The 24,510-nt window shown below is 62.0% G+C and carries 17 protein-coding genes and 1 tRNA gene; 9 read left to right on the top strand and 9 right to left on the bottom strand.

Annotation, left to right across the window (positions count from 1 at the left end; translation table 11 throughout):
* Positions 1 to 81: 81 nt before the first annotated feature.
* Entirely contained in the window at positions 82 to 2,709 is a 2,628-nt protein-coding gene (gene clpB / locus ACTQ0H_RS01810; protein WP_441537700.1) for an ATP-dependent chaperone ClpB, read from the top strand.
* A 133-nt stretch (positions 2,710 to 2,842) separates the two neighbouring features.
* Entirely contained in the window at positions 2,843 to 3,046 is a 204-nt protein-coding gene (locus tag ACTQ0H_RS01805) for a hypothetical protein (RefSeq protein WP_441537699.1), read from the top strand.
* Positions 3,047 to 3,178: 132 nt separating this feature from the next.
* Here the strand turns inward: ACTQ0H_RS01805 and ACTQ0H_RS01800 are convergent, their stop codons facing one another.
* The 3 genes from ACTQ0H_RS01800 to ACTQ0H_RS01790 all read right to left on the bottom strand — a co-directional run bounded on the left by ACTQ0H_RS01800 (position 3,179) and on the right by ACTQ0H_RS01790 (position 6,631).
* Complete coding sequence (locus ACTQ0H_RS01800) at positions 3,179 to 4,666, bottom strand: hypothetical protein (protein WP_441537698.1); 1,488 nt, start codon at positions 4,664 to 4,666, stop codon at positions 3,179 to 3,181.
* A 232-nt stretch (positions 4,667 to 4,898) separates the two neighbouring features.
* Complete coding sequence (locus ACTQ0H_RS01795; protein ID WP_154518417.1) at positions 4,899 to 5,906, bottom strand: DUF5692 family protein; 1,008 nt, start codon at positions 5,904 to 5,906, stop codon at positions 4,899 to 4,901.
* Positions 5,907 to 5,968: 62 nt separating this feature from the next.
* Entirely contained in the window at positions 5,969 to 6,631 is a 663-nt protein-coding gene (locus ACTQ0H_RS01790; protein ID WP_427727359.1) for a TetR/AcrR family transcriptional regulator, read from the bottom strand.
* A 189-nt stretch (positions 6,632 to 6,820) separates the two neighbouring features.
* On the opposite strand from ACTQ0H_RS01790, the gene ACTQ0H_RS01785 reads away from it, so the two are divergent.
* The 7 genes from ACTQ0H_RS01785 (at position 6,821) to ACTQ0H_RS01755 (ending at position 14,089) form a co-directional block, all read left to right on the top strand.
* Entirely contained in the window at positions 6,821 to 9,598 is a 2,778-nt protein-coding gene (locus ACTQ0H_RS01785; protein ID WP_441537697.1) for an FAD-dependent oxidoreductase, read from the top strand.
* Positions 9,599 to 9,795: 197 nt separating this feature from the next.
* Positions 9,796 to 10,215 (top strand): hydrogenase maturation nickel metallochaperone HypA/HybF, encoded by a 420-nt coding sequence (locus tag ACTQ0H_RS01780; protein WP_441537696.1) that lies wholly within the window; start codon positions 9,796 to 9,798, stop codon positions 10,213 to 10,215.
* Positions 10,216 to 10,593: 378 nt separating this feature from the next.
* Positions 10,594 to 11,583 carry a PTS sugar transporter subunit IIB gene (locus ACTQ0H_RS01775; protein ID WP_154518426.1) on the top strand — a complete coding sequence of 330 codons (990 nt, stop codon included), beginning with the start codon at positions 10,594 to 10,596 and terminating at the stop codon, positions 11,581 to 11,583.
* Positions 11,584 to 11,601: 18 nt separating this feature from the next.
* A complete protein-coding gene (locus tag ACTQ0H_RS01770; RefSeq protein ID WP_055285302.1) occupies positions 11,602 to 12,420 on the top strand; it encodes a PTS mannose/fructose/sorbose transporter subunit IIC in 819 nt (272 codons plus the stop codon).
* Between the two features lie 16 nt (positions 12,421 to 12,436).
* Positions 12,437 to 13,357 carry a PTS system mannose/fructose/sorbose family transporter subunit IID gene (locus ACTQ0H_RS01765; protein WP_154518429.1) on the top strand — a complete coding sequence of 307 codons (921 nt, stop codon included), beginning with the start codon at positions 12,437 to 12,439 and terminating at the stop codon, positions 13,355 to 13,357.
* A gap of 122 nt (positions 13,358 to 13,479) precedes the next feature.
* On the top strand, positions 13,480 to 13,878 hold the full coding sequence (locus tag ACTQ0H_RS01760) for a DUF956 family protein (protein ID WP_427719318.1): 399 nt from the start codon (positions 13,480 to 13,482) through the stop codon (positions 13,876 to 13,878).
* A 135-nt stretch (positions 13,879 to 14,013) separates the two neighbouring features.
* Positions 14,014 to 14,089: transfer RNA gene (locus ACTQ0H_RS01755), tRNA-Arg, on the top strand.
* A gap of 170 nt (positions 14,090 to 14,259) precedes the next feature.
* Here the strand turns inward: ACTQ0H_RS01755 and pknB are convergent.
* The 6 genes from pknB to ACTQ0H_RS01725 all read right to left on the bottom strand — a co-directional run bounded on the left by pknB (position 14,260) and on the right by ACTQ0H_RS01725 (position 24,444).
* Positions 14,260 to 16,209, bottom strand: coding sequence for a Stk1 family PASTA domain-containing Ser/Thr kinase (pknB, locus tag ACTQ0H_RS01750; protein WP_427795137.1), 1,950 nt, complete (start codon positions 16,207 to 16,209; stop codon positions 14,260 to 14,262).
* A gap of 133 nt (positions 16,210 to 16,342) precedes the next feature.
* Positions 16,343 to 19,213: an FtsW/RodA/SpoVE family cell cycle protein gene (locus tag ACTQ0H_RS01745; RefSeq protein ID WP_441041749.1), complete on the bottom strand. Its 2,871-nt coding sequence runs from the start codon at positions 19,211 to 19,213 to the stop codon at positions 16,343 to 16,345.
* Positions 19,214 to 19,229: 16 nt separating this feature from the next.
* On the bottom strand, positions 19,230 to 21,167 hold the full coding sequence (locus tag ACTQ0H_RS01740) for a Stp1/IreP family PP2C-type Ser/Thr phosphatase (protein ID WP_441063848.1): 1,938 nt from the start codon (positions 21,165 to 21,167) through the stop codon (positions 19,230 to 19,232).
* The gene (locus ACTQ0H_RS01735; RefSeq protein ID WP_055250779.1) at positions 21,164 to 21,580 is read right to left on the bottom strand and encodes an FHA domain-containing protein; all 417 of its coding nucleotides are present in this window, start codon (positions 21,578 to 21,580) and stop codon (positions 21,164 to 21,166) included. Before ACTQ0H_RS01735 ends, ACTQ0H_RS01740 begins: the two co-directional genes overlap by 4 nt.
* A gap of 6 nt (positions 21,581 to 21,586) precedes the next feature.
* Positions 21,587 to 22,594 carry an FhaA domain-containing protein gene (locus tag ACTQ0H_RS01730; RefSeq protein WP_427719325.1) on the bottom strand — a complete coding sequence of 336 codons (1,008 nt, stop codon included), beginning with the start codon at positions 22,592 to 22,594 and terminating at the stop codon, positions 21,587 to 21,589.
* Positions 22,591 to 24,444 (bottom strand): serine/threonine-protein kinase, encoded by a 1,854-nt coding sequence (locus tag ACTQ0H_RS01725; protein WP_441537695.1) that lies wholly within the window; start codon positions 24,442 to 24,444, stop codon positions 22,591 to 22,593. The genes ACTQ0H_RS01730 and ACTQ0H_RS01725 overlap by 4 nt, the downstream gene beginning before the upstream one ends.
* Positions 24,445 to 24,510 lie beyond the last annotated feature (66 nt).

Here is a 24,510-nt window from a genome sequence, read left to right as displayed (position 1 = left end):
GATCGTACAAAGCTGGCAACAATACTTCTCGGACAACGTGAAGCCGCCCCGTAGGGCGGCCGCCCCAAGAGAGGTGATTCCATGAGAATCGATAAGCTAGCAATGACGTCGCGCGAGGCGTTGCAGACCGCCATGAGCACGGCTGCCGACGCACAGGCCGGCGCGGTGGAGCCGATTCACCTGCTGTCCGCCCTGCTCGGTGCCGGCGAGCGCAATATCTCCGTGATTATCGAGCGCATCGGCGCCGACCCAGCCCAGCTTGCACACTCCACGCAAGATGCCATCGACCGCGCACCCAAGGTTTCGGGCGAGGGCCAGCAGATGGGCCTGTCCAACGAGCTCGTTCGCGTCATCGAGAAGGCCGAGAAGAAGGCCACCAAGATGGGCGACAGCTTTGTAGTGACCGAGCATCTGCTGATGGCGCTTGCCGAGGACAAAGGTGAGGCGGGCCGCGTGCTGCGCGACGCCGGCGTTACCAAGGAGCGTATCGAGCAGGTCTACGAGGAGCTGCGCGGCGATGACCGCGTGACGTCCGCCGAGGACAAGACACAGTTTGAGGCACTGGAGCAGTACGGCCGCAACATCTGCGACCTGGCCCGTGCCGGCAAGCTCGATCCGGTTATCGGCCGTACCGACGAGATCCGTCGTACTATCCAGGTCCTGTCCCGTCGCACCAAGAACAACCCTGTGCTCATCGGCGAGCCGGGTGTCGGTAAAACGGCCATCGTCGAGGGCATCGCCCAGCGTATCGTGGCCGGCGACGTGCCGAGCACGCTGCGCGACCGCGACCTCATCGAGCTCGACATGAGCGCGCTGGTCGCCGGTGCCAAGTACCGCGGCGAGTTCGAGGACCGCTTGAAAGCCGTGCTCAAGGAAGTGCAGAAGTCCGAAGGCAAGGTCATCCTGTTCATCGATGAGCTCCACACCATTGTGGGCGCGGGTGCCACCGAGGGCTCCATGGACGCCGGCAACATCCTCAAGCCTGCGCTCGCCCGTGGCGACCTGCACGCGATCGGCGCGACCACGCTTGACGAGTACCGCAAGTACATCGAGAAGGACGCGGCGCTCGCGCGCCGTTTCCAGACTGTGATGGTCTCCGAGCCTACCGTCGAGGACACCATCTCGATTCTGCGTGGCCTCAAGGAGAAGTACGAGATCTTCCACGGCGTGCACATTACCGATAGCGCGCTCGTGGCCGCCGCCGACCTCTCCGATCGTTACATCGCCGACCGCTTCCTGCCCGACAAGGCCATCGACCTGGTCGATGAGGCGGCAAGCCGCCTGCGCATGGAGCTCGACAGCATGCCGGTCGAGATCGACGCCACCACGCGTCAGCTCACCCAGCTGCAGATCGAGGAGCAGGCGCTCATGAAGGAGACCGACGACGCCTCCAAGGAGCGTCTGGAGACCCTGCGCCAGGAAATCGCCGAGGTCCAGGAAAAGCTCAACGTGCAAAAGGCCGGCTGGCTCAACCAAAAGAACGCCATCGACCATGTGCAGGAGCTCAAGGGCCAGCTCGATGAGGCCAAGAGCGAAGAGGAACGTGCGACGCGCAACGGAGACTTGGGCCGTGCGTCCGAGCTGCGTTACTCCGTGATTCCGGGTCTGCAGCAGCAGATTCAGGATTCCGAGGCCGCGCTCGAGGCACAAAAGCAGCAGGACGGTGAAGGCCTCAACGAGCAGGTGACCTCCGACGAGATCGCCGAGGTCGTGAGCGCCTGGACCGGTGTGCCCGTCTCCAAGATGATGCAGGGTGAGCTCGACAAGCTGAAGGGCTTGGAAGGCGAGCTGCATAAGCGCGTCATCGGCCAGGATGAGGCCGTCTCCGCCGTCGCCGCGGCCGTGCGCCGCAGCCGTGCGGGCCTCTCCGATCCGGACAAGCCCATCGGCAGCTTCTTCTTCCTGGGCCCCACCGGTGTGGGCAAGACCGAACTCGCCAAGGCGCTGGCCGAGTGCCTGTTCGATGACGAGCGCGCGCTCGTGCGTATCGACATGTCCGAGTACATGGAGAAGTTCAGCGTTCAGCGTCTGATCGGTGCGCCCCCGGGATACGTGGGCTACGACGAGGGCGGGCAGCTCACCGAGGCCGTGCGCCGTCGCCCGTACTCCGTGATCTTGCTCGACGAGATGGAGAAGGCCCATCCGGATGTCTTCAACGTGCTGTTGCAGGTACTTGACGACGGCCGTCTGACCGACGGTCAGGGTCGTCAGGTGTCCTTCAAGAACACGATCATCATCATGACGTCCAACGTGGGCTCCAAGGCTATCGCCGATCTTTCGGGCAAGGACGAGGAGGAGATGCGCCATCAGATCGACGCGGCCATGGCTCAGACTTTCCGCCCTGAGTTCCTCAACCGTATCGACGATATCGTGGTGTTCCATCCGCTCGGCATGGCGCAGATCGAAAAGATCGTCGATATTCAGCTCGCCGACGTCCGCGCACGTCTGGCCAAGGAGCGCATGACGCTTGCCATCACCCCGGCGGCCAAGCAGATGCTCGCCGTGGGCGGTCTGGACCCGGTCTTTGGTGCCCGTCCGCTCAAGCGTCTGGTGCAGCGCGAGGTCGTGGACGCTATCGCCGCCGCTATCATCGACGGTACGGTGCGCGAGGGTGATCAGGTGACGGTTGACGTCGACAAGGACGGTGCCTTTACCGTCGTGTGCGATAACACGCCGTCTGCCACCTACGAGGTGCCTGACGCCGAGTAGATTGTTGGGCCATGCCTTAAAATCTACTTTTTGAGCCAAACGCCAAGGGCGGTGGATCCAATTGGGTCCGCCGCCCTTTTTCGTGCGACAATCGATGATGTTGAACATGAGTACATGGCAAGGAGCTACGCAGATGAAAGACGAGAACGAGACGAACGCACCGGCGCCTGAGTCAGCGCCCGCCGCGCCGGTCGCACCGAAGGCTGCTCCCAAACCCGCACCCAAGCCGCGCGACCCCTACATCCGTGCCGAGAACGAGGACGACGACGGCTACGATCCCTACAGCGATCGCCGCCCCGAGCGCGAGCCGATGTTCGAAGCCGATCCGTGGCGCTAACTCCTGCAGGGTAGCTAATTTGGGACGGGGCTTTTTTAGCTGCCCCGGCTGGTAATGGGCCGGTTTAGTCGTTTAACGGGCGGGGCAGAAAAAAAAGCCCCGTCCCAAATTAGCTACCCTCGCTGCGGCCGGCTAGTCTTGGGCCTTGATGCTTGGCATCAGAATCTGAGCGAGGTAGTCGGTCTCGAGTTTGGTGGCGGCGTCTGCCTTGCCGTCTTTGCCGACCAGTACGTTCTTGATCTGGCTATAGGTATAGCGGTTGCCGGTTGTAAGCTCGACAAGATCGATGGCCGTGTCCATGGGGTAGGTCGACACGGGGTCTTGCGTGCGCCCGTTGATGGTCTGGGGCACCACATACGGATAGACGGGGCCGCTGGCGTAGACCGTGTAGCCGTTGCCAAGGCTTGCCGCACCCAAAACCGTATCGCCCTTATCGGGTGTAAAGCTCTCGCCGTCGCGCACTGCGACAAGCGTCACGATCGGTGTATTGCTGTCGCTGGCAAGATAGATGCACAGCGTATTGCCGTTTTGCCAAGTCGCGACTTTGCCGTACCACTCAACGGGAATATCGAGCTGATACAGGTTCGTTGCCTTATGCCGAGCATCGGCGTCGCGGGCCGCCTGCGCCTCGCGGGAACTCATGGCATTGACGGCGGCGTCACGGCGCGCGGTTGCCGCCTGCTGGAGCACCTTTGCGACCGCGGCAGAGCTCGCGCCACCCTCCTCGGCGTACTTGGCCGCGGCATCGATCTGGTCGTCGGTCACCGTGTCTGCCGAAGGTACCTTAAGCTTAAAGGATGCCTGAGCGCTCAGGTCCTGCCCGTCGCTCTTTACGCTAACCTGCGCCTTGGTGGCCGGCACGGTGTAAATGGTACCGTCAGCTGCGATGGGGGACCCAGCGATGGAGAGCGTATAGTCGCCAGGCAGCAGCTTAATACCGCGACCGTGCTCATCAACATAGAGCGTCTCGCTCACGGAGGAGCCGTCAGAGTCTTGCCCGCTCACCTGCATGGGAATCTTGGAGCCGGTGGAGCAGTCGAGCCCTGCGGCATGTACGCCAATCTGCACCGACATCATGGTGTGGGCGTTGACGGCAGCGACGGCGGCCTGTTCTTGTTGGTATCCGTTCCAAGCGGCATAGCCCGCGCCGCCGGCAACGAGCGCGGCGGCAACGACGCCGGCAACCATCAAATTGCGTCGCTTGGGCGACATCTTGTGATGGCGAGCCTCGGCTTCGCGTGCCGAGGGAACGGACGGCAGGGGCATATCGCCCATGGCGATGGTCTCGTCGACGGCCGGCGCAGAACCCAGGCCAGGAAGCTCGCGGGTGAGCGAGTCATCGGCAGGCAAGCTGCCAAGCAGGGCGGTCTCTTCTCCCGAGGCGGATTCCGACTGGACGTCGTCCTTGCTATCGTCCTCTTCGGCTTCGGCCTCGTCAGAAGCGTCTTTGGCGTCGCTGCCTTCGCCCTCAGTGCCTTCGCACACCTCGTCCTGCGCGTCGACGGCCAAATCGCTCAACGAGAGCTCGTCTAGAGCAATCCGGTCAAGGCTCTCCAGGGCCTCGGCACATGCTTCCGCATCCTGGGCCGCATCCTCGCGGCCACGTGTCTCATCGCTCATATATCCCCCAATGCAATATCGGCTCAACACTGTACCCAAAAATGGAGTCATATAAAGCGCATGCGAAATATAAGATCCGATTTAACCCGAGCGTATCGTTCAGCCGCATCCTCGCGGCAGCAAAAGGCCCCCGGAACGCGAACGAATCACATTCCGGGGGCTCTGCAGTGCGTTGAGTTGCGCGGAGCCGGCTATGCCGCTTCGTGCTCAAGCGATGTTTGCGTCAGGCGCGTTACTCGGCGTGCGCGTAATCAACCTTGGCGCGACGGGCAGTGGCCTTCTCCCAATCGCTGGTGCCCTCAAAGACATCCTGCTTGTAGGGGTTGCGGCCGAGCTTCTTGGCACGGTAGGCGACGTAGATGATCGCGGCGATGTTGGCGACCAGCGCGACGATCGAGACCGCGGTGGCGGCGCCGGGGTCGAGCGTGGAGTGCGTCACAAAGATGGACTCCTCCTGGAAGTAGGGGAACACCTGGGCAAACATGCACCAAATGGCCAGCGTAAAGGCGCGGTTCTGGATCCAGCCGCCCTTGTTCCAGATAAAGGCGGCGACGGTGGGCGCCAGCAGCAGCGCAAAGCCGCAGAACCAGGAGTGGGTGGGCAGGCAGTTGTAGGTGTAGCAGAAGTTCCAGATATCGTAGGCGATGATGTAGACCCAGGTCATGTCGGGCCACAGCATGTCGGTCTTGTCCTCGGAGGCGTAGACGCTCCACCAACCGGTCATACAGAAGATGTTGATGATACCCGCGATGCCGTTGAACACGTTGTTCCAGCCGGCCAGCTGCGTAGCACCTTCGGAGGTGACCCAGGTGGACTCGCCCAGGACAAAGAAGTGATAGGCGCTCTCAAAGTCGGACACGACGGCGATCAAGATGTTGATGGCGACGATCACAAACGGCCATGCGCGGAACCAATGCGCCTTGCCGATCTTGCCCCACTGGTACTTAATGGCAATGAAGCCCCAGCAGCCGGCCAGCGCCGCGTATACCTTGGCGTAATGGAACCAGCTGTTCTGGTATACATGGGTGGGGTTGGTGAGCGCCCACTCGGCACCCTGCGAAACGCCGACGGCGATGGCGATGCAGTAGATGGTCATGGCCAGCGGAGCCACGCCAAAGATGATGGCCGCGCCGAGCTTGGTACGGCGGCCGACCTCGTTGAGTACGATCAAGCCGATAAAGACCATCGCCCAGCCGGCCCAGTGGATAAGGGTATCGCTACCCCAAACATCGAACAGCATGCTGCTCTCCTTTCATACGCCCGCGGCCCCTCTTCCGTCGCGGGCAGTTTGGCCAAATGTCATCAGTTCCTGGGCTTGCGCTCGGAATACTTGGCGGTGTAGCCCTCGATGTGGAGTGTCGAGGCGATAATCTCCTTAACCGTCTCGTCGGGCACATCGGGGTGCGTGCGGATGTACATCAACAGTCCCATGATGAGGGTGTAAAACGTCTCGTAGACATGGTCGATGCGCAGGTCATGATGGGCGACAAAGTCCACCACGGTGGTGTCGCAGATGTATTGCGCCACGCGCTGGACCACGTTGTGCAGAAAGCCGCCGTAGAGCGCGCCGCTGCTCGAGGTGAGCGTGCTCGGCAGCTCGTGGCCGCTCACAACCAGGCGCTTAAAGAGCGGGGCGACGGTGTCGAGTGCGCCCTCGATATCACCGACGATGCGGCTGGCATTCCACTGCTCGAGCTCGGAGATAAAACCGTCGATTGCCTCGTCCATGACGGCGGTGACGGCAGCGTCCATGTCGACGAAGTAGTGGTAGAACAGCGAGCGCGTGCAGCCGGCTCGCTTGGTCACGGCCGAGACGGATAGATGGGACACGCCCAGCTCGGAGCTCACGGCGCGCACGGCGGCGAGAATCTCGCGACGGCGCTCGTCACCTGTCAGGCGCTTTGCCGCGCTGTCGGGCGTGGGGACGGCGTCGGCCACAGGGGTGCTCGCTGCGTTATCGCTCATGCGCTTGCTGCCTTTCATCCGTTTGGGCCCGACCGTTCGCCTAATAGTCTTGAATAGTGTTGACGGTTCGTCAATACTATTTTTGACATAATGTCAACAATGGCGGGTGAACGGCATGGGGGCATGCCCGGCCTGCAAAAAAGAGGGGCGCTGCGGCCTCGTCGGGCTGCGGCAAGAGAAGGGACAACCATGATTCTCAACGGACCGGGAATTAGCTACACCGAGCCCGACATCGGTTCGGAGTTCGTGCCGCCGCTGCCGGAGCATCCGCGCGAGGCCATTGTCAAGCTGTGCGAGCATTGCACCAACCGTCTGCTGCATCGCAACGAGCTGCTGGGCTACGAGTACTGGTCGTTTGCCGAGGCCGCAACCGACGAGCAGGCCGAAGTGCTCTGCAAGATGAAGATGCGCCGTCCCTATACGCTGCCCGAGATGGCCAAGCTCACCGGCATGCCCGAGGCCCAGATCGAGAAGATGCTCGACGACATGAGCTACACGGGTCTGCTCGAGTACAACTGGGAAAATCCCGAGCGCGCCAAGCAGTGGGTGCTGCCCATGCTGGTACCGGGTTCCGCCGAGTTCCTCAACATGCGCGTGAACCAGCTCGAGGAGCATCCGGTCTATGCCAAGTTCTTTGAGCAGGCGTCCAAGGGGCCGCTGTCCAAAGCCACGCCGATGGTGCCGCCCGGAGGCGCCGGCATCGGCATGCACGTCATTCCGGTCGAGAAGGCTATCGATGCTTCGAGCACCTCGGTGCCGATCGAGCATATCGAGCATTGGCTCGACAAATACGAGGGCAAATATGCCGCCAGCACCTGCAGCTGCCGCGCGAGCCGTCGTGTGATGGGCGAGGGCTGCGCCGACGACCCCGCCGACTGGTGCATTGCCGTGGGCGATATGGCCGACTATGTGGTTGAGACCGACCGCGGCCATTATGTGACGCGTGAGGAGGTCTATGACATCTTGCGCCAGGCCGAGGACAACGGCTTTGTGCACCAGATCACCAATATCGACGGCGAGAACAAGATCTTCGCCATCTGCAACTGCAACGTCAACGTGTGCTACGCCCTGCGCACCTCGCAGCTGTTCAACACGCCCAACCTGTCGCGCTCGGCCTATGTCGCCAAGGTCGAGAAGGACAAGTGCGTGGCCTGCGGTCGCTGCGTTGAGGTGTGCCCGGCCGGTGCCGTCAAGCTCGGCCAGAAGCTCTGCAGCAAAAAGGCCGGCGGACAGGTGCCCGAGTATCCGCGCCAGGAGCTGCCCGATGCCACCAAGTGGGACCACACCAAGTGGTCGCCCAACTACCGCAACGACAACCGCATCGAGACACACGATTCCGGCACCGCGCCCTGCAAGACGGCCTGCCCCGCGCACATTGCCGTTCAGGGCTATCTGAAGCTCGCGGCGCAGGGCCGCTATGACGAGGCGCTAGCGCTCATCAAGCGCGAGAACCCGCTGCCCGCTATCTGCGGCCGTGTGTGCAATCGCCGCTGCGAGGATGCCTGCACTCGCGGTCGCGTGGACGAGGCCGTGGCCATCGACGAGGTCAAGAAGTTTATCGCCCAGCGCGATCTGGATGCCGCGACCCGCTATGTCCCACCTGTGGTGACCCCGACGCGTGCCGGCGGCTTCGACCAGAAGATCGCCATCATCGGTGCCGGTCCGGCCGGCCTGTCCTGCGCTTTCTACCTGGCCGAGAAGGGCTACAAGCCCGTCGTGTTCGAGAAGAATGAGCGCCCGGGTGGCATGCTCACCTATGGCATTCCCAGCTTTAAGCTGCAGAAGGATGTTATCGAGGCCGAGGTCGAGGTCATTCGCCTGATGGGCGCCGAGTTCCGCTATGGCGTGGAGGTCGGTCGCGATGTGACGCTCGACGAGCTGCGCGAGCAGGGCTTTAAGGCCTTTTATGTTGCCATTGGCTGCCAGGGCGGCCGCCTCGCCGGTATTCCGGGCGAGGATGCCGAGGACGTGACCGTGGCCGTCGACTTTTTGCGCAAGGTCAACAGTGGCAAGATCGACGCGCTGTCCGGCCGCACCATCGTGGTGGGCGGCGGCAACGTGGCTATCGACGTCGCGCGCAACGCCTGCCGTCTGGGTTCCGAGCACGTTGAGATATTCTGCCTGGAGAGCGAGGCCCAGATGCCCGCCAGCGAGGAGGAGCGTCGCGAGGCCGTTGAGGACGGCGCCCACATCAGCTGCGGCTGGGGCCCCAAGGAGGTCCATCTGGACGAGGCCGGTCGTGTGTGCGGTATCACCTTCAAGCGCTGCACGCGTGTCTTTGACGACGAGGGCCGTTTTGCGCCCGAGTACGACGAGAACGACCTGCGTCGTGTCGACGCCGACCGCGTGGTCATGTCGATCGGTCAGTCCATCGTGTGGGGCGACCTGCTGGCTGGCTCCAAGGTGGAGCTTGGCCGTGGCCAGGGTGCCCTTGCCGATCCTCAGACCTACCAGACCGCCGAGCCCGACATCTTTGTGGGCGGCGACGTCTACACCGGTCCGAGCTTTGCCATCAACGCCATCGCTGCCGGTCACGAGGCCGCCGTGTCCATCCACCGCTTTGTGCAACCGGGCTCCACGCTCACCATCGGCCGCAACCAGCGCCGCTACATCGCGCTCGATCGCGACGATGTCGTGATCGAGAGCTACGATAACGCGAGCCGCGAGGTGGCACATGTCGACCGCGAGCGCGAGAAGGCCGCGCCCTTTAGCGAGTACGTCGAGACCTTTACCGAGGAGCAGGTACGCGCCGAGACCGCCCGCTGCCTGGGTTGCGGTGCCTCGATCGTCGACCCCAACAAGTGTATCGGCTGCGGTCTGTGCACCACCAAGTGCGCGTTCGACGCCATCCATCTGGATCGCGACCGCCCCGAGTGCTCCACGATGGTTAAATACGAGCAAAAGCTCCCCAGCTTGGGCAAGTACGCGCTCAAGCGTGCCATCAAGATCAAATTCGGGAAGAAGTAATGAGGTTCCGCCGTTCTAACGAACGGCGGCACTGCCGACGCTGCGCGGCGCCCAGATACCCCATCTTGCCCCTCAACTGCGGCGCCGCGGGCAAAAGCCCAGCGGACGCCTTGTTTCGGGGCAACCTGGGGCACCTGGATCGCCGCTCGCTGACGTTTGGCTGACATCGCATCAACCGTTGCTGAAAGGTTTCTACCTTGCATGAATTGGGAATCGTCTATCACATTATTCGCGATGTCGAGAACGTGGCGCGCGCCAATGGCGTGAGTCGCGTTTCGAGCGTCACGCTGCTGCTGGGCGAGGTCTCGGGCGTCGTTCCCGACTTGCTGCTCGACGCTTGGCGCTGGGCGGCAGATAAAAAGCCTATCACCGAGGGCGCGGAGCTTATCGTGGAGCCTGTCGAGGCCGTGACGCATTGCGAGGCGTGCGGCCGCGACTATGCGACGGTCGAGCACGGCAAGATCTGCCCCCATTGCGGTAGCGGCGAGACATACCTGCTGCAGGGCCAGGAGGTCATGATCAAGCAGATTGAGACCCCCGACGAGGACCCGGCAGACACTGTTCCCGATGACCCCTCCGACGCCGTCGACGCCGCCAACCCTCTCCACATCGCCTAGCCCCTAGTCGTTGGGGACGTTCTTGTTTGACTAGTCGTTTAAGAACGTCCCCAATGACTACTTACGTTAGTGCATAAGTCACGCTAATAGTCAAGTTATGTCTGTTTAAACAAAATAACTGCAGTACAAGCGCATTCGCGCTTGCCTAAAATCGATATTAATGACCAGCCTGCTTGTATCTGTAAAATGAATGGCTTGATAAGTGACGCCTTGGCGCGTAATCCGTCAAAAAGCAGTAACGTAATCAACTTGTAACAAACCTAGACGTTTAAACAAATTATCCAATCATTCGCATTTTTCTCTATAATTTTACAGGACGAACAGGTATACTCCTTTCATGTCGTGTAGGAAATACGTAGACAAAGAGGAGGTTATGTGATGGTAAGTATTGTTCTTGCTAGCCACGGGGACTTGGCAGCCGGAATCAAGCAGACGGGCTCGATGGTCTTTGGCGATCAGCCGTCTGTGGCCGTGGTCTCGCTCGAGCCGAGCATGGGCCCCGACGACTTCCGTGCCAAGGTCGAGGAAGCAATCGCTTCCTTCGAGGACCAGGAGCAGGTGCTCTTCCTCGTTGATCTGTGGGGCGGCACGCCGTTCAACCAGATCAGCGGTCTCATCGAGGGCCACGATTCCTGGGCTATCGTCACCGGTGTCAACCTGCCTATGCTCATCGAGGCATATTCGCAGCGCTTTGACGCAAAGAACACTGCACATGCGATCGCAAAACATCTCGTGACTGAGGCTAAGGCTGGCGTGCGCGTCAAGCCCGAGTCTCTGGAGCCCGAGGAGAAGAAGCCGGCCACGGCCGCCGCTGCTCCTGCAGGCGCCATCCCTCCGGGAACGGTCATCGGCGATGGGCACATCAAGATCGCCCACGTCCGTATCGACACCCGTCTGCTGCATGGTCAGGTGGCCACCACGTGGACCAAGCAGATCAACCCCAACCGCATCATCGTGGTTTCCGACGGCGTTGCTCACGACGAGCTCCGCAAGACCATGATCGAGCAGGCTGCCCCTCCGGGAGTCCATGCCAACGTCGTGCCCATCAAGAAGATGGCCGAGGTTGTCAAGGACACGCGCTTTGGTGACACCAAGGCCATGCTGCTCTTTGAGAACCCGCAGGATCTGCTCAAGGCTATCGAGGCCGGCGTCGACATCAAGGAAGTCAACATCGGTTCCATGGCTCACTCCAAGGGCAAAGTCGTCGTCACCAACGCCGTCGCTATGGGAGATGACGACGTTAAGACTCTCGAGGCCCTCAAGGCCAAGGGCGTCAAGTTCGAGGTCCGCAAGGTTCCTTCGGATTCCTCCGAGGATCTCGACGCCATGTTGAAGAAAGCTAAGGCCGAACTGGCCGCTCAAGCATAGTAAAGGAGGGTCCGATACATGTCTGCAATCACTATTCTGCTTGTTGCGATTGTCGCGTTGCTTGCCGGTATGGAAGGCATTCTGGATGAGTTCCAGTTCCATCAGCCGCTCGTGGCATGCACGCTTATCGGTCTCGTAACCGGTCACCTTCAGGAGGGCATCCTCCTGGGCGGTTCGCTCCAGATGATGGCCCTTGGCTGGGCTAACGTCGGCGCTGCCGTCGCGCCTGACGCCGCTCTGGCCTCGGTCGCTTCTTCGATTATCATGGTGCTCGCCCTCAACGGTGGCGCCACCGATTCGGCCAAGGCCGTTACCGCCGCCATCGCCGTCGCCGTCCCGCTGTCGGTCGCTGGTCTGTTCCTGACCATGATCTGCCGTACCCTGGCTACCGCTATCGCTCACGCCATGGACGGTTGCGCCGAGAAGGGCGACTTCTCCGGCATCGAGCGCTGGCAGTACGCCGCCATCCTCATGCAGGGCCTTCGTATCGCCATCCCGGCAGTACTTCTGTGCATCATCCCGGCCGAGGCGGTTACCAACGCGCTTAACGCTATGCCCGACTGGCTGTCCGGCGGCATGGCTGTCGGCGGCGGCATGGTCGCTTCCGTCGGTTACGCCATGGTCATCAACATGATGGCCACCAAGGAGACCTGGCCGTTCTTCATCCTCGGCTTTGTCCTTGCTGCCATCCCTCAGCTCACGCTGATCGCTCTTGGTCTCATTGGCATCTCCCTTGCCCTCATCTACCTTGGCCTCAAGGATCTGGCCAAGCAGGGTGGCGGCATGGGCGGTGGCTCCGGTGACCCGCTCGGCGACATTCTGAACGATTACGAGTAGGAGGGGAGTGATACATATGGCAGAGAACAAGATTCAGCTCACCAAGGCTGACCGCAAGAAGGTTTGCTTCCGTCATCAGTTCCTTCAGGGCTCGTGGAACTACGAGCGTATGCAGAATGGCGGCTGGTGCTTCGCAATGATCCCTGCGATCAAGAAGCTCTACACCAGCAAGGACGACCAGATTTCCGCGCTTAAGCGCCACCTGGAGTTCTATAACACCCATCCCTATGTTTCCGCCCCCGTCATTGGCGTTACCCTCGCTCTCGAGGAGGAGCGCGCCAACGGTGCACCGATCGATGACGTCGCCATTCAGGGCGTCAAGGTCGGTATGATGGGCCCGCTCGCCGGCGTCGGCGACCCCGCCTTCTGGTTCACCCTTCGCCCGATCCTGGGCGCTCTGGGCGCTTCCCTGGCCCTGTCCGGCAGCATCGCCGGTCCGCTGCTGTTCTTCTTCGCGTGGAACATCATCCGTTACGCCTTCCTGTGGTACACGCAGGAGTTTGGCTATAAGGTCGGCTCCTCCATCGCCAAGGACCTCTCCGGCGGTCTGATGGGCAAGGTCACCGAGGGTGCTTCCATCCTGGGTATGTTCATCATCGGCGCCCTGGTCGAGCGCTGGGTGTCCATCTCCTTCACCCCGGTCGTCTCCAAGGTCACGCAGTCTGCCGGCGCCTTCATTGACTGGGCTAACCTGCCTTCCGGTGCCGAGGGCATCAAGGAAGCGCTGACGATGTACAACTCCGTCGGTGCTACCGCCCTTGATCAGGTGAAGGTCACCACGCTTCAGGCTAACCTCGATCAGCTCATCCCCGGCCTTGCTGCCGTGTGCCTGACGCTGTTCGTCTGCAAGCTGCTCAAGAAGAAGGTCAGCCCGATCGTCATCATCCTGGCTCTCTTCGCCGTCGGCATCATCGGTCGCGTCTGCGGCTTCATGTAAGCACGCTTCGGCTTAAGACCGAGAGTTGCTAGGCAAGGGCTTTTGAGCCATTGAAACGGACCGCACCCGGTGGGTACACTGGATGCGGTCCGGTTTTGTTTTTATTGGAGGGCGAGGCGCGTATGGCGCAATCTCAGAACAGCACGGTCGATCTTGCAACGCCGGCGACCTGCCTGATGGGGCTTACTAGCCACGGTAACGTGATGGTGGGCAATAAGGCGTTTGAGTACTATAACGAGCGCAATCCCGAGGATTTTATTCAAATTCCGTGGGACGAGGTCGACTATATTGCCGCCGAGGTTTTGCGTGGCACCAAGAAGATCACGCGTTTTGCTATCTTTACCAAGGATAACGGCCACTTTACGTTTTCGACGCGCGACGACAAAGAGACGCTTCGTGCAGTTCGCAAGTACGTCGACGAGGATAAGCTTGTGCGTTCGCCCGACTTTATCGATGTGACGGCCAAGGGCGCCAAGAGCATCCCCTCCGTCATCAAAGGCCTTTTCCACAAAGGCAACTAGCTCCTCATAAGTTGCGGTGGAAAAGTTCCTAAATGCGGCTTTAGACGCATCAGGCAGGAACTATTCCATCGCAACTTTGAAGTCTGTTCATGGGGCGTATGGCGATGCAGTAAATCTGCTACACTAGTACAACATGCCTCCGTAGCTCAGGGGATAGAGCACCGCTCTCCTAAAGCGGGTGTCGACGGTTCGAATCCGCCCGGGGGCACCAGAGTAATATCGAGCCCGGTACCGCTGCGGTACCGGGCTCTTCTGGTTTAAAGGCATGCTGTAGTTTTCGCTGCTTCGGATAAAGAAAGCGCCCGCTTGCTGGGGGAGCAAGCGGGCGCCTGTGAGCGAATATGTTTGCGGCATCAGCCGCTGTGGGCAATGTCTCGATGACTAGTTGGTCGTGCCGGAATCGTCGCCTGAATCGGTGCCAGAGCCAGAAATCGAAACCGTCAGCGTGATCGTGCTGTCGGTGGACTGCTTGCCAGTGGGGGAGACGCCCGTCACGGTGGCGTTTTCGTTACCACTCACGGGGTTGCCGTTCTGATCGCAGAATGCGATGTTGTAGAATCCGGCGTTGTTGAGCGCGGTGACGGCGGAGGAGATACTCTTGCCGTACAGGTTGCCCGGAACGTTTGCCTTGCCGGACTTCTTGGCGATGACGACGGTAATCGTGGCGCCGGGCTTTTGCTTACCGCTGGGGTTCCAGCTAATGACGGTGCCCTCGGTGACGGAATCGTTCTCCTGGTAGGTCACATCGACGCCGAAGCCGGCCATATCGAGGGCGTTGCGTGCCTGAGCCTCGGTCATGTCGGTCAGATCGGGAACGGAGGTGGTGTCGGGTCCACTCGAGACTTTGTACGAAATGGTCGTGCCCTTCTCGACTTCCTTGCCCGCATCGGTGCCCTGTTCAAAGACTTCGCCCTTTTCGGCCTCGTTGGCTTCCTCGGTGGCATTGCCCTTAAGGCCGACGCTTGCCAGCGCCGCCTCTGCCTGGTCCTTGGTCAGACCAACGAGCTGCGGGACATCAACCTTCTCGGAGGGCTTGGGACCCTTGGAGATTACCAGATTCACCTTGGTGCCCTTGGGCTTCTTGGTGTGACCGTTAGGAGTCTGCTCGACAACCTTTCCCTCGTCGACGTCGTCGTTGTAGCTCTGGTCAATGGTTCCGACGTCAAGGCCGGCATCCTTAATCAGTTCGACGGCGGTCTCCTGGTCCTTACCCAACACATCGGGAACCGGGACCTGCTCGCCGCCAAAGAGTCCGGTGGCAAAGGCCACGATGACGCCGATTACGGCTACCGCAGCAACTACGGCGGCGATGATCTTGTTCTTGTTGGATTTGGGCTGCTCGGTGGCGTAAGAGCCGGTTGAACCCGAGACGGAGCTGCGAGCGTTATTTTGTCCGCTCACGCCCGAGACGGGGCGTACCATGGCGCGCGTCTGGTCGGATAGCTCTCGGGTCTTGGTGGCACCCAGGTCGCCAACGGCGCCGATAACGCGCGTAGGCTCCGGCACGTTGACGGCGCGACCAGACAGGTAGCTGTTGAGCACCTGACGCAGCTCGTCGGCCGTCTGGAAACGGTTAGCCGGATCTTTTTCCATGCACTTGAGGATAATGCGCTCAAGATCGGCATCGACACCGGAGTTGATCTGGCTCGGCGGCACGGGCAGCTCGTTGACCTGCTTGAGTGCGACCGAGATGGCATCGTCGCCGTCGAAAGGCACGCGGCCGGTGGCGCACTCGTACATCACGACGCCCAGCGAGTAAATGTCCGAGGTGGGGCCTAGATCCTGCCCGCGGGTCTGCTCGGGGCTTACGTAGTGGGCGGTGCCCAAAACGTTGTTGTCCTGCGTAAGGTGGCTGTTCTTGGCGCGCGCGATGCCAAAGTCCATGACCTTGATGTTGCCGTCGGGCAGCACCATGATGTTCTGCGGCTTAATATCGCGGTGGATGATCTCGTGCTTGTGGGCGACCGAAAGTGCGGAGCTGATCTGCGAGCCGATCTGAGCGACCTTTTTGGGATCAAGGGCGCCGTGGCTCTTGATGCCGCTCTTAAGGTCGGTGCCGCGCAGGTATTCCATGACGATGTAATAGGTGTCGCCGTCCTTGCCCCAATCGTAGACGCCGACGATATAGGGGGAGGAGAGGCCGGCGGCTGCCTGGGCCTCCTGCTTAAAGCGTGCAGCAAAGGTGGCGTCGCCGGCATATTGCGGCAGCATGATTTTGATAGCTACCGTGCGGTCGAGGACCTGGTCCTGTGCACGGTAGACGGTCGCCATGCCGCCTGTCCCTACCTTATCCTTGAGGAGGTATCTTCCCCCGAGGACCCTCTGTTCCATTCCTGCTCCTAACATGACTATTCGCTCAACGATGTGTGTAGTACCAAATTTGAGGCCGCTGGGGCCGTGTGGCGCATTGCCGCTAGTGTTATCGGCCGCGGCACGCCCCATGCTTGCGCATCAATCACGGGCATCACGCTCCCTGGGCGGCAAGCGCCGCGGTCAGGACGATGCCGGCGATCTTTGCCGCCTCGACGTCGTGCTTGTCGTAATCCTCCAAGGCTACCGAGATGGCGACCGTGGGTGAATCGTAAGGCGCAAAACCGACGAACATCGAGTTGACCTTGGTGCCGACGATCTCGGCAGAGCCGGTCTTGCCGGCAACCTTGACGCCCGGAATCTGGGCATCGGTGCCGGTGCCGGATTGAACGACGTCGAGCATGGCCTGTTTGACCTGTTCGGCCGTGGTGGCGCTGACGGCCTGGCCCAGTGAGCGGGACTGCGTGGTCTTGACCACGGTTCCGTCTGGGGCGAGCACCTGGGCAACGAAGAACGGGTCCATGACGACGCCGCTGTTGGCGATGGCCGCCGCGATAACGGCGTTCTGCATGACGGTGGTCTGCGGACCCGGCGTGTGGTCCATGCCGACGGGCTGGCCGGCGCCGGCCCAGGCGAGCTCCCATTCCGTCATCACCGACGGGTCGGGCATGATGGAGGGCGTGGTGGAGAAGTCTTGGCCGAGCGACTGGCCAAACCCAAAGGCGTTCGCCTGGTTGACGAGCGTCTCGGCGCCGAGGTCGCGGGCCAGCTGGCCGTAGGCGACGTTGGACGACACGGCAAACGCGCGGCGGAGCGAGATGGTGCCGTAGCCGATGTCGTCGGCATTGGTGACGGCAGCGCCGCCGATCTCCATCTCGGCCGGAGCGCTATAGGTGGTGTCGAGCGTCGCTGCACCGGACTCGAGCGCCGCCGAAAGCGTGACGACCTTAAACGTGGAGCCCGGAGTATAGAGGGCGTCCATGGCGCGGTCGTACATAGAACCGTCCTCACCGCCACCCGATTGCAGCAGGGCGTCGATGTTGGTGTTGTCGTAGGTGGGCGAGCTGGCACATGCGAGCACCGCGCCAGTGCGCGGGTCCATGACCACAACGGCGCCCTTAAAGCCCTTGAGAGCCTGTTCGGCAGCCGTCTGGATGCGGGAGTCGATGGTGAGTTTGGCGGTGTTGCCCGGCTGGTTTTGGCCCGCGAGCGACGCGATGGCGTTGTTCCAGCTGGAGTAATCCTTGGAACCGGTGAGCGTGTCGTTCATCACGCTCTCGATACCGGCGGTGCCGTACTGCTGGCTCACATAGCCAACCACATGGGCGGCCAGGTTGCCGTTAGGGTAGGAGCGTACGTAGGTGCCGTCCTCCTGTTGCAGCGATTCGGCCAGCGTCACGCCGTCGGACGTGATGATGGAGCCGCGCTGGATGTACTTGGAACGGGCGATGGTGTGATTGTTGGTCGGCATATCCTGGTAATCCTTGGCCTTGATGACCTGGACATAGGTGAGGTTGCCGATGAGGATGGCGAACAGGGCCGTAAAGGCAAATACCGCGCGGGTTAGGCGGTTAGCGAGCGCCACGCGGCCGAGCACGCCAGATTCGGGCGTATCGAGCAGGCGACGACGCATGCGCGAGCCGGTGGAGTGGCTGCCACGGCCGTAGGAAGACGAAGAAGCGAAGCGCGTGCCGGCATGCGCCGCGGCAGAAGCGACCTGGTCGTCAGTGATGGCGGCCATGGTGCCGGTGCCGGTGAGCTCGGCCTCGCGACCGGTGGCCTCATCGCCGGCGCGCAGCAAAAGCGCGACAATGATAAAGCTCGCCAGCAGCGAGGAGCCGCCCTGGCTCATAAAGGGCAGGGTGACGCCGGTCAGCGGAATCAGGCGGGTAACGCCGCCAACGATCAAGAAGGCCTGGAAGCTAATGGCGGCCGTGAGGCCCGTGGCGCTAAATGCGGCAAGGTCAGACTTAGCGCGGGCGGCCGTGGTCAGGCCTCGCACGGCAAAGAGCATAAACAGGACGAGTACGGCGCCGCCGCCCAAAAGGCCCATTTCCTCGCCGATGGCCGAGAAAATGAAGTCGGACTCGACGACGGGGATGTTATTGGCCATGCCATTACCGATGCCAACGCCGATAAGACCGCCGTCAGCCAACGAGAAAAGGGATTGCACAATCTGGTAGCCCTGGCCCTGGGCATCCTTAAAGGGGTCGGCCCAGATCTGGAAACGTACCTGGACATGCGACAGGAACTTGTAGGCGCCCACGGCACCCACTGCCAAAAGCGCAAGGCCGATGACGACATACGAGAAACGTCCCGTGGCGACGTAGAGCATCAGCAAGAAGATGGTGTAGAACAGCACGGCGGAGCCCAAGTCGCGCTCGAAGACAACGACCAGAAGGCATACACCCCACACAGCGAACAGCGGTAGCAGCAGGCGCAGGCGCGGGACCTTGAGGCCCAAGATCTTGCGATTGGAGATGGAGAGTAGCTCGCGGTTCTCGGCTAGGTATCCGGCCAAGAACAATACGATAAAAATCTTGGCGAACTCGCCGGGCTGGATGGTGAAGCCGGCGATGCGAATCCACAGCTTGGAGCCCGAGATGGTGGTGCCGATAAAGATGGGCAGCATCAGCAAGATGATGCCGATGATGCCAAAGGTGTACTTGTAGCGCATGACCACATCGAGATTCTTGATCATCGCGAGCGTGCCCACCATCAGTGCCACCGAGACAAACAGAATGACGAGCTGCGAGATGGCGAGGGCGGGTGCCAGACGCGTTACGAACGTGATGCCGATACCCGAAAGCACAAAGACGATGGGCAGGATGGCCGGATCGGCACCGGGCGCCAGGATGCGCACGGCGATATGCGCCGCGGCGAAGGCGGCAAAAAGACCGATCGGCACGGCGAGCGTTTCAAACGAGATGGAAGCGCCTGCGGTGAGCACGTACATCGCATACAGCAGGATGACGGGGAACGCCGAGGCGATGAGCAAGAGCATTTCGGTGTTGCGGCGACTCATAAGCGGCACTCCCTTTCTAATTCTTATCGGAGGCTTCGGCCTCGGCGGACTGTTCGGCGGTTTTTTCGGAATTCGATTTGGAAGTCGATTCCTGGTCGGTGTTGTCGCGAATCGTTTGCGCGTCGATCACCTGGCGGGTCTGTTCCTCATCGATCTGATGACGGTACTTGGAGATAGTGTCCTGCGCGTCGTCGACACTCGTTTGCGGAATGCCTGCTTTCAGACGATTCTGCGTGTCTTCGGGTAGGTCGGATAGCTTGATGGCGGTCGTGCTCTCGAGCCAGTGCAGCTTAAGGCCGAGCGGCTTGCCGGGAATGCCCCGGTAGACCGCGACGGTGTCCTTGTAGGTGCCCAGGTAATACGAGCCGGTGACGCCCGCGTAGGCCCAGATGGTTGCCGCCAGCACAAAAGCGATGCCCAGGATGGCGGCAATGGTGACGTTGCGGCGGCGAACACGCTTTGCCTCGCGCATGACGCCGTCGTCGACCAGGTCCACAACGACTACCGTCACGTTGTCGTGGCCGCCGGCAGCGAGCGCGGCGTCCACCAGGTTGTCGACGCAAATCTGCGCCGTAGACGATTGCGTGGCGATGTTTTCGATTTCGCTATCGGGAATCATGCTCGAAAGGCCGTCCGAGCACAGGATCAGGCGGTCGCCCTCTTCGATGTGCAGGGTAAAGTGGTCGGCATACATGGCGGGGTCCGAACCCAGCGCACGCGTGATAACCGAGCGGTTGGGATGGACGCGCGCCTCGTCGGCCGTAATTTCGCCAGCGTCCACGAGCTCCTCCACATAGGAGTGGTCGCGGGTCACGCGGATGAGCGTGCCCTCGTGGAGCAGGTAGGCGCGCGAGTCGCCCACGTGGGCGATGGCGAGCATGTCGTTTTCGATATAGGCGCAGGTTGCCGTGCAGCCCATACCGGGCTTGCCCAGGCCGTTGAGTGCGGCCTCGATGACGGCGGCGTTGGCAGCTTCGACGGCTGCGGCTAGGCGCGCGGCGTCGGCAGCCTGTGGCGCCGTCTTGGCGATGGTCTCGACCGCGATGGAGGAGGCTACCTCGCCGGCGGCGTGACCACCCATGCCGTCGCACACGCAAAAGAGCGGCGACTGTACCAGGTAGGAGTCCTCGTTGTGCGGACGCACGCAGCCAACATCGGAGCGGGCGCCCCACATGAGTTGCGTGGTGGTGCCGGCATCGTAGGTCGAATCGGTCTCGATGCGCTCGTCGGCCAGCGGCTCAAAACTCATGGTCGAACCAGGGTCCTTGAGCTTGGCCTCCACGGCGGCGACATCAATCTCAGCCGTGTCGCCGGGCGAGACGGCGTTGGCCTCGTTGCTCGGATCGTCGACTTTAGACGTGGCGGGCACTTCGGTTGTGTTGTCGGCAGGCTCTTCGTCTTGCGGGGCGACGGCTGCGGGCTCGGGTGCCGCGAAGTGCGCGGGCGCGGGCGTGCTGTGGGGCTGAGAGGCGTCCTCCGTCGCTGTGACGGGCATCTCTTCGGCCGTAGGCTGCACGGCCTCGGGCGCCGATGCGGCCGCGGGGGAGGATGCCGCCGCGGGTGCCGGTGTAGATGCGGGCTCGGGCGCTGCGGTGGGTGCTGGAACTACGGGAAACACCGGTGCCGTGGGCTCGGGGGCCAAAAACACCGCGGCGCTCTCATCGATTGCCGCGGCGACAGACTCGGCAAAGTGGGCCGGCGCAGGTGTAGTTTCCGGTGCCGAAGGTTGATCGGCAACGGCGTGCGCGCCGATGGGGGCATCGGTGGAATTATCTTCATCCTGGCCATCGATGGGCATTGGATGGTCTTGCGTTACATGCGAAAGAGGCAGGGAGAACACGGTGTCCTCGGGCTCAACGGGCGCAGGGCCCGCCGGGGCGGCATGAGCCGGCACGGCCGCGGGGGCAGCCAGCGCCTCGGACATGGTTGTGGACTTGTTCTCCTCGTCGATCATCGACGGTTCACCTTCATGACCACGTCGCCAATCTGGACTTCGTCGCCCTCGCGCAGCGTTGCGGGCTCCACCAGCTGGCGGCCGTTAACAAGGGTGCCGTTGAGCGAGTTGAGGTCCTCGATAATAAGTGCCGGGCCCTGCAGCGAAAAACGCGCATGCGAGGCAGAGACAAACGGCTCGTTGATGCAGATGTCAGATGACGGCGAACGACCGACGATGACGGGGCCAAGCATATCCACGTGAATACCGCGGATGCCGCGCGGGCCCTTGTCCACATCGATCGTCCAGATGGCAGAGTCTCGGCGCTGGCCGCGCACGAGCCCCACGCCGGTCTTCATGACGGCGAACAAGAAGATATAAAGCAGGACGACCAGTACGATGCGGCCTGCAAAAAGGACGATATCGATGTTCATAAGCGATTAACCCCTAAATTCAAAGGTGCTCAGGCCAAACGTTAGCAGATCGCCGTTGCGCAGCGGGCAGCGCGTGATGCGGCGGTTGTTGACGAGCGTGCCGTTGGTGGAGTTGAGGTCCTCGATCGACCAGTCAGAGCCGGTAAAGGTGAGTTGGGCATGACGGCGCGACACGTTGGGATCGCGCAGGGCGATGTCGGATACCGAGCGCTCACGACCGATGGTCACCTGCGCGGAGGTGATGTTGTGGCTCTCGCCGCTCACGACGTCGACGAGTTGGGCGAGCGGACGCTGCGGGGCGCGGGGGCTTGCCATGTTGGAGGCGATGCTGGTCGCAGCGCCAAGGCCCACGGCGGCGCCAGTGGCAGCCGCTCCGCCCATACCGGCAAGTGCGTCGCGCGAGACGGTTTGCGGCACAGGGATGGGGGCTGCGGGATCGGGGACATTGGGTGCAAAGGGGTCGGCCACAGCGAGCGGGTCGGGAGTGGCAGCGCGGGGTGTCGGCTGCTGCTGGGGCATGGCGGCCGGGTGTTGCTGCGGCGATGCAAACTGCTGCTGACCGGCGCGGGGGGCGCTTGCGGCACGGCTTGTGGCCGAGCTGTTCTGTCCCAGGCCATTTTGATAGGCGCGCTCTTCCTCGTACAGACGGCCGAGTGTGGGAGCGTCGACGTTCTCGGCAAAGACCGAGAACTTGCCGGCGCGCAGCTGAGGGTCGATCATAAAGCGAACAAGGGGCTCGCCGACAAAGACGTAGCGGCGTTTTTCGGCCTGCGCCTTCACAAACTCGCGCACCTCGCGCGAAAGCTCGGGATAGAACGGGGCAAGCATGGGATCGTCATCGGTGGCGATCAGGATGGTATAGAGCGCCGGCGCGGTGTTGACGCCGTTGATCACCAGAGTTTGATCCTCCATGTCGCGAGCAGCCTGCTTGGCAAGCTTCTTAAAGGAGAACGGGGCACGGGTGGCACCGAAGATGCCGGCCACGTGGTCCTCGAAGATGTTCAGGAAGTTCACGAAAGATCACTCTCCGTATAGGTTCTTTGGTATCCGAGCAAATACAGGCATATCCCAACGATTATAGAGGATAGGATTCCCGCAACCGCCGCCTTGGCGACGACCGTGCCCGCAAGGCTGGCAATTTCCATATGGTGTGCAAGACAAAACGATACGGCCGAGCCGATACCGGCGACGGCAATTGCGACGATGGCGGCGAGGTTTGACCCCTGCTCGGCGCGCTTGGCATGGGCATTGAGCAGCAGCGACGTTGCCGCGGCTGCTGCTGCAATCAGTGCGAAGGCGGCCCAGAGGAACGCGTCGCCCAGCGCTGCGGCGACATTGCCAAGCCCCAGCACGCCTCCCGTAGGGAGGGCAGCTGCGGCCAGGCGGGCAAAAAGCGCGCCTATACCCGTGGCGGCAGCGGCGCTTGCCGGGCCGAGCCAAAACGCCGCGAAGCCCGCGGCGGCCCCGGCGGCAAGGATGGCGTCGCCGGTTAGACAACCTAGCGCAAGCGTGCAGGTGAGTGCCGCGCTCGCGGCCGCTTCGGTGCGTCCCCAGGCAATCCACCATCCGGACATGGCGGCGGCAAAAATGACCGCGACCGGCAGCATCGACAGGATGCCCTGCGCCTGCATGGTGGCGTTGGCCATGAGCACCAAAAAGCCTACGGCCGAGATAGCCGAGCCGATCTGCGGTGCCAAGCCTGCCGCCGCGCCAATAGCGATGGCCGCGGCGACCAGCCCGGGAAGCGCCGCGACGCCCGCTGTCTGCATAAACAAAAAGCTGAAGGTTGCACACGTTAGCGCCGAGATGCCGCGCATGGTGTAATCGCGCGCGCAGCTCCAGCGCGTGCCCGCCCAACCGAGCGCGGGGTCGACTTCGATGGCGTTATCCTCGTAAGGCAGCGACTCCATATCGTCTGCCGCGTGCTCGTCGTCCGATAGCTCGCTTACCATCTGCTCCAAGCTGCGACGGCCTTCGCGCACGCTCCCCAAGCCGGCAAGGAGTTGGTCGCAGAATGCCTCGATGCTATCGGGGCGGTCTTGCGGCATAGGGGAGAGGGCGCTCATGAGCGCTGCCTCGGCTCCCGGGGGAAAGTGCGGGATCAGCTCGCTGGGGTAGGTGGCGCCGCCGATGATGCGGTCGAGCGAGTCGGCAGGCGTTGCCGCCATAAAGGGGGCGCTGCCGCACAGGCCCTCGTAGATCACGCAGGCAAGGGCAAAGACATCGGCGCGCTCGTCGACCGTGCCGGTCTCGATATCGAGTTGTTCGGGCGGCATGTAGCCGATGGTGCCGCCGCGCGATCCGCCAAAGCCGCCGGCAGATGACAGCCGCGCCATGCCAAAGTCGGTGAGCTTTACATTGCCCGAGTGGTCAATGAGCACATTGGCGGGCTTTATGTCCAGATGAAGCACGCCGTTTGCATGGGCAAAGGTGAGCGCCTGACCCAACGCGTCGGCAATGGTCGCTGCCTCGTCAAAGGTGAGCGAGTGGCCGTCCACGCGATGCAAAAACTCGGCCAGCGACATGCCGTCGACATACTCCATGACCAGGTAGGCATAGGCGGTGTCATGCGTAAAGTCGATAACCTGCACGATATTGGGATGTTGAAGCATGGCGGCGGTATGCGCCTCGCGCAGTACATCCATGATGTCGCTGGCGGGCATGCCGGAGCCGTTGATAAGAGGGATGCGCTTAATGGCCACGCGACGACGCAGGTGCGTGTCGCGGCAAATCTCGATGGAGCCAAAACCGCCGGTCGCAAGCGTCTCGAGCGGCTGGTACCGCTTGAGCAGCTCGCGAGAGCTGGTGCCCTCCAAAGGGACGTCCGGCGAGAACCGGGCGGTATGTTGCGAGAAAAGCGGCATGGCCAACCCTCGTGCGTTTAAAGTTCGTTTGCGAGCGGCGGGCGCGGGGCCGAGCCATTCGCGGTG

This window comes from Collinsella sp. LCP21S3_A3 (assembly GCF_052118905.1).
Lineage (GTDB): Bacteria > Actinomycetota > Coriobacteriia > Coriobacteriales > Coriobacteriaceae > Collinsella.
Note: the sequence above shows the minus strand (reverse complement) of the source record. Positions and strands in the feature narration are given on the sequence as shown.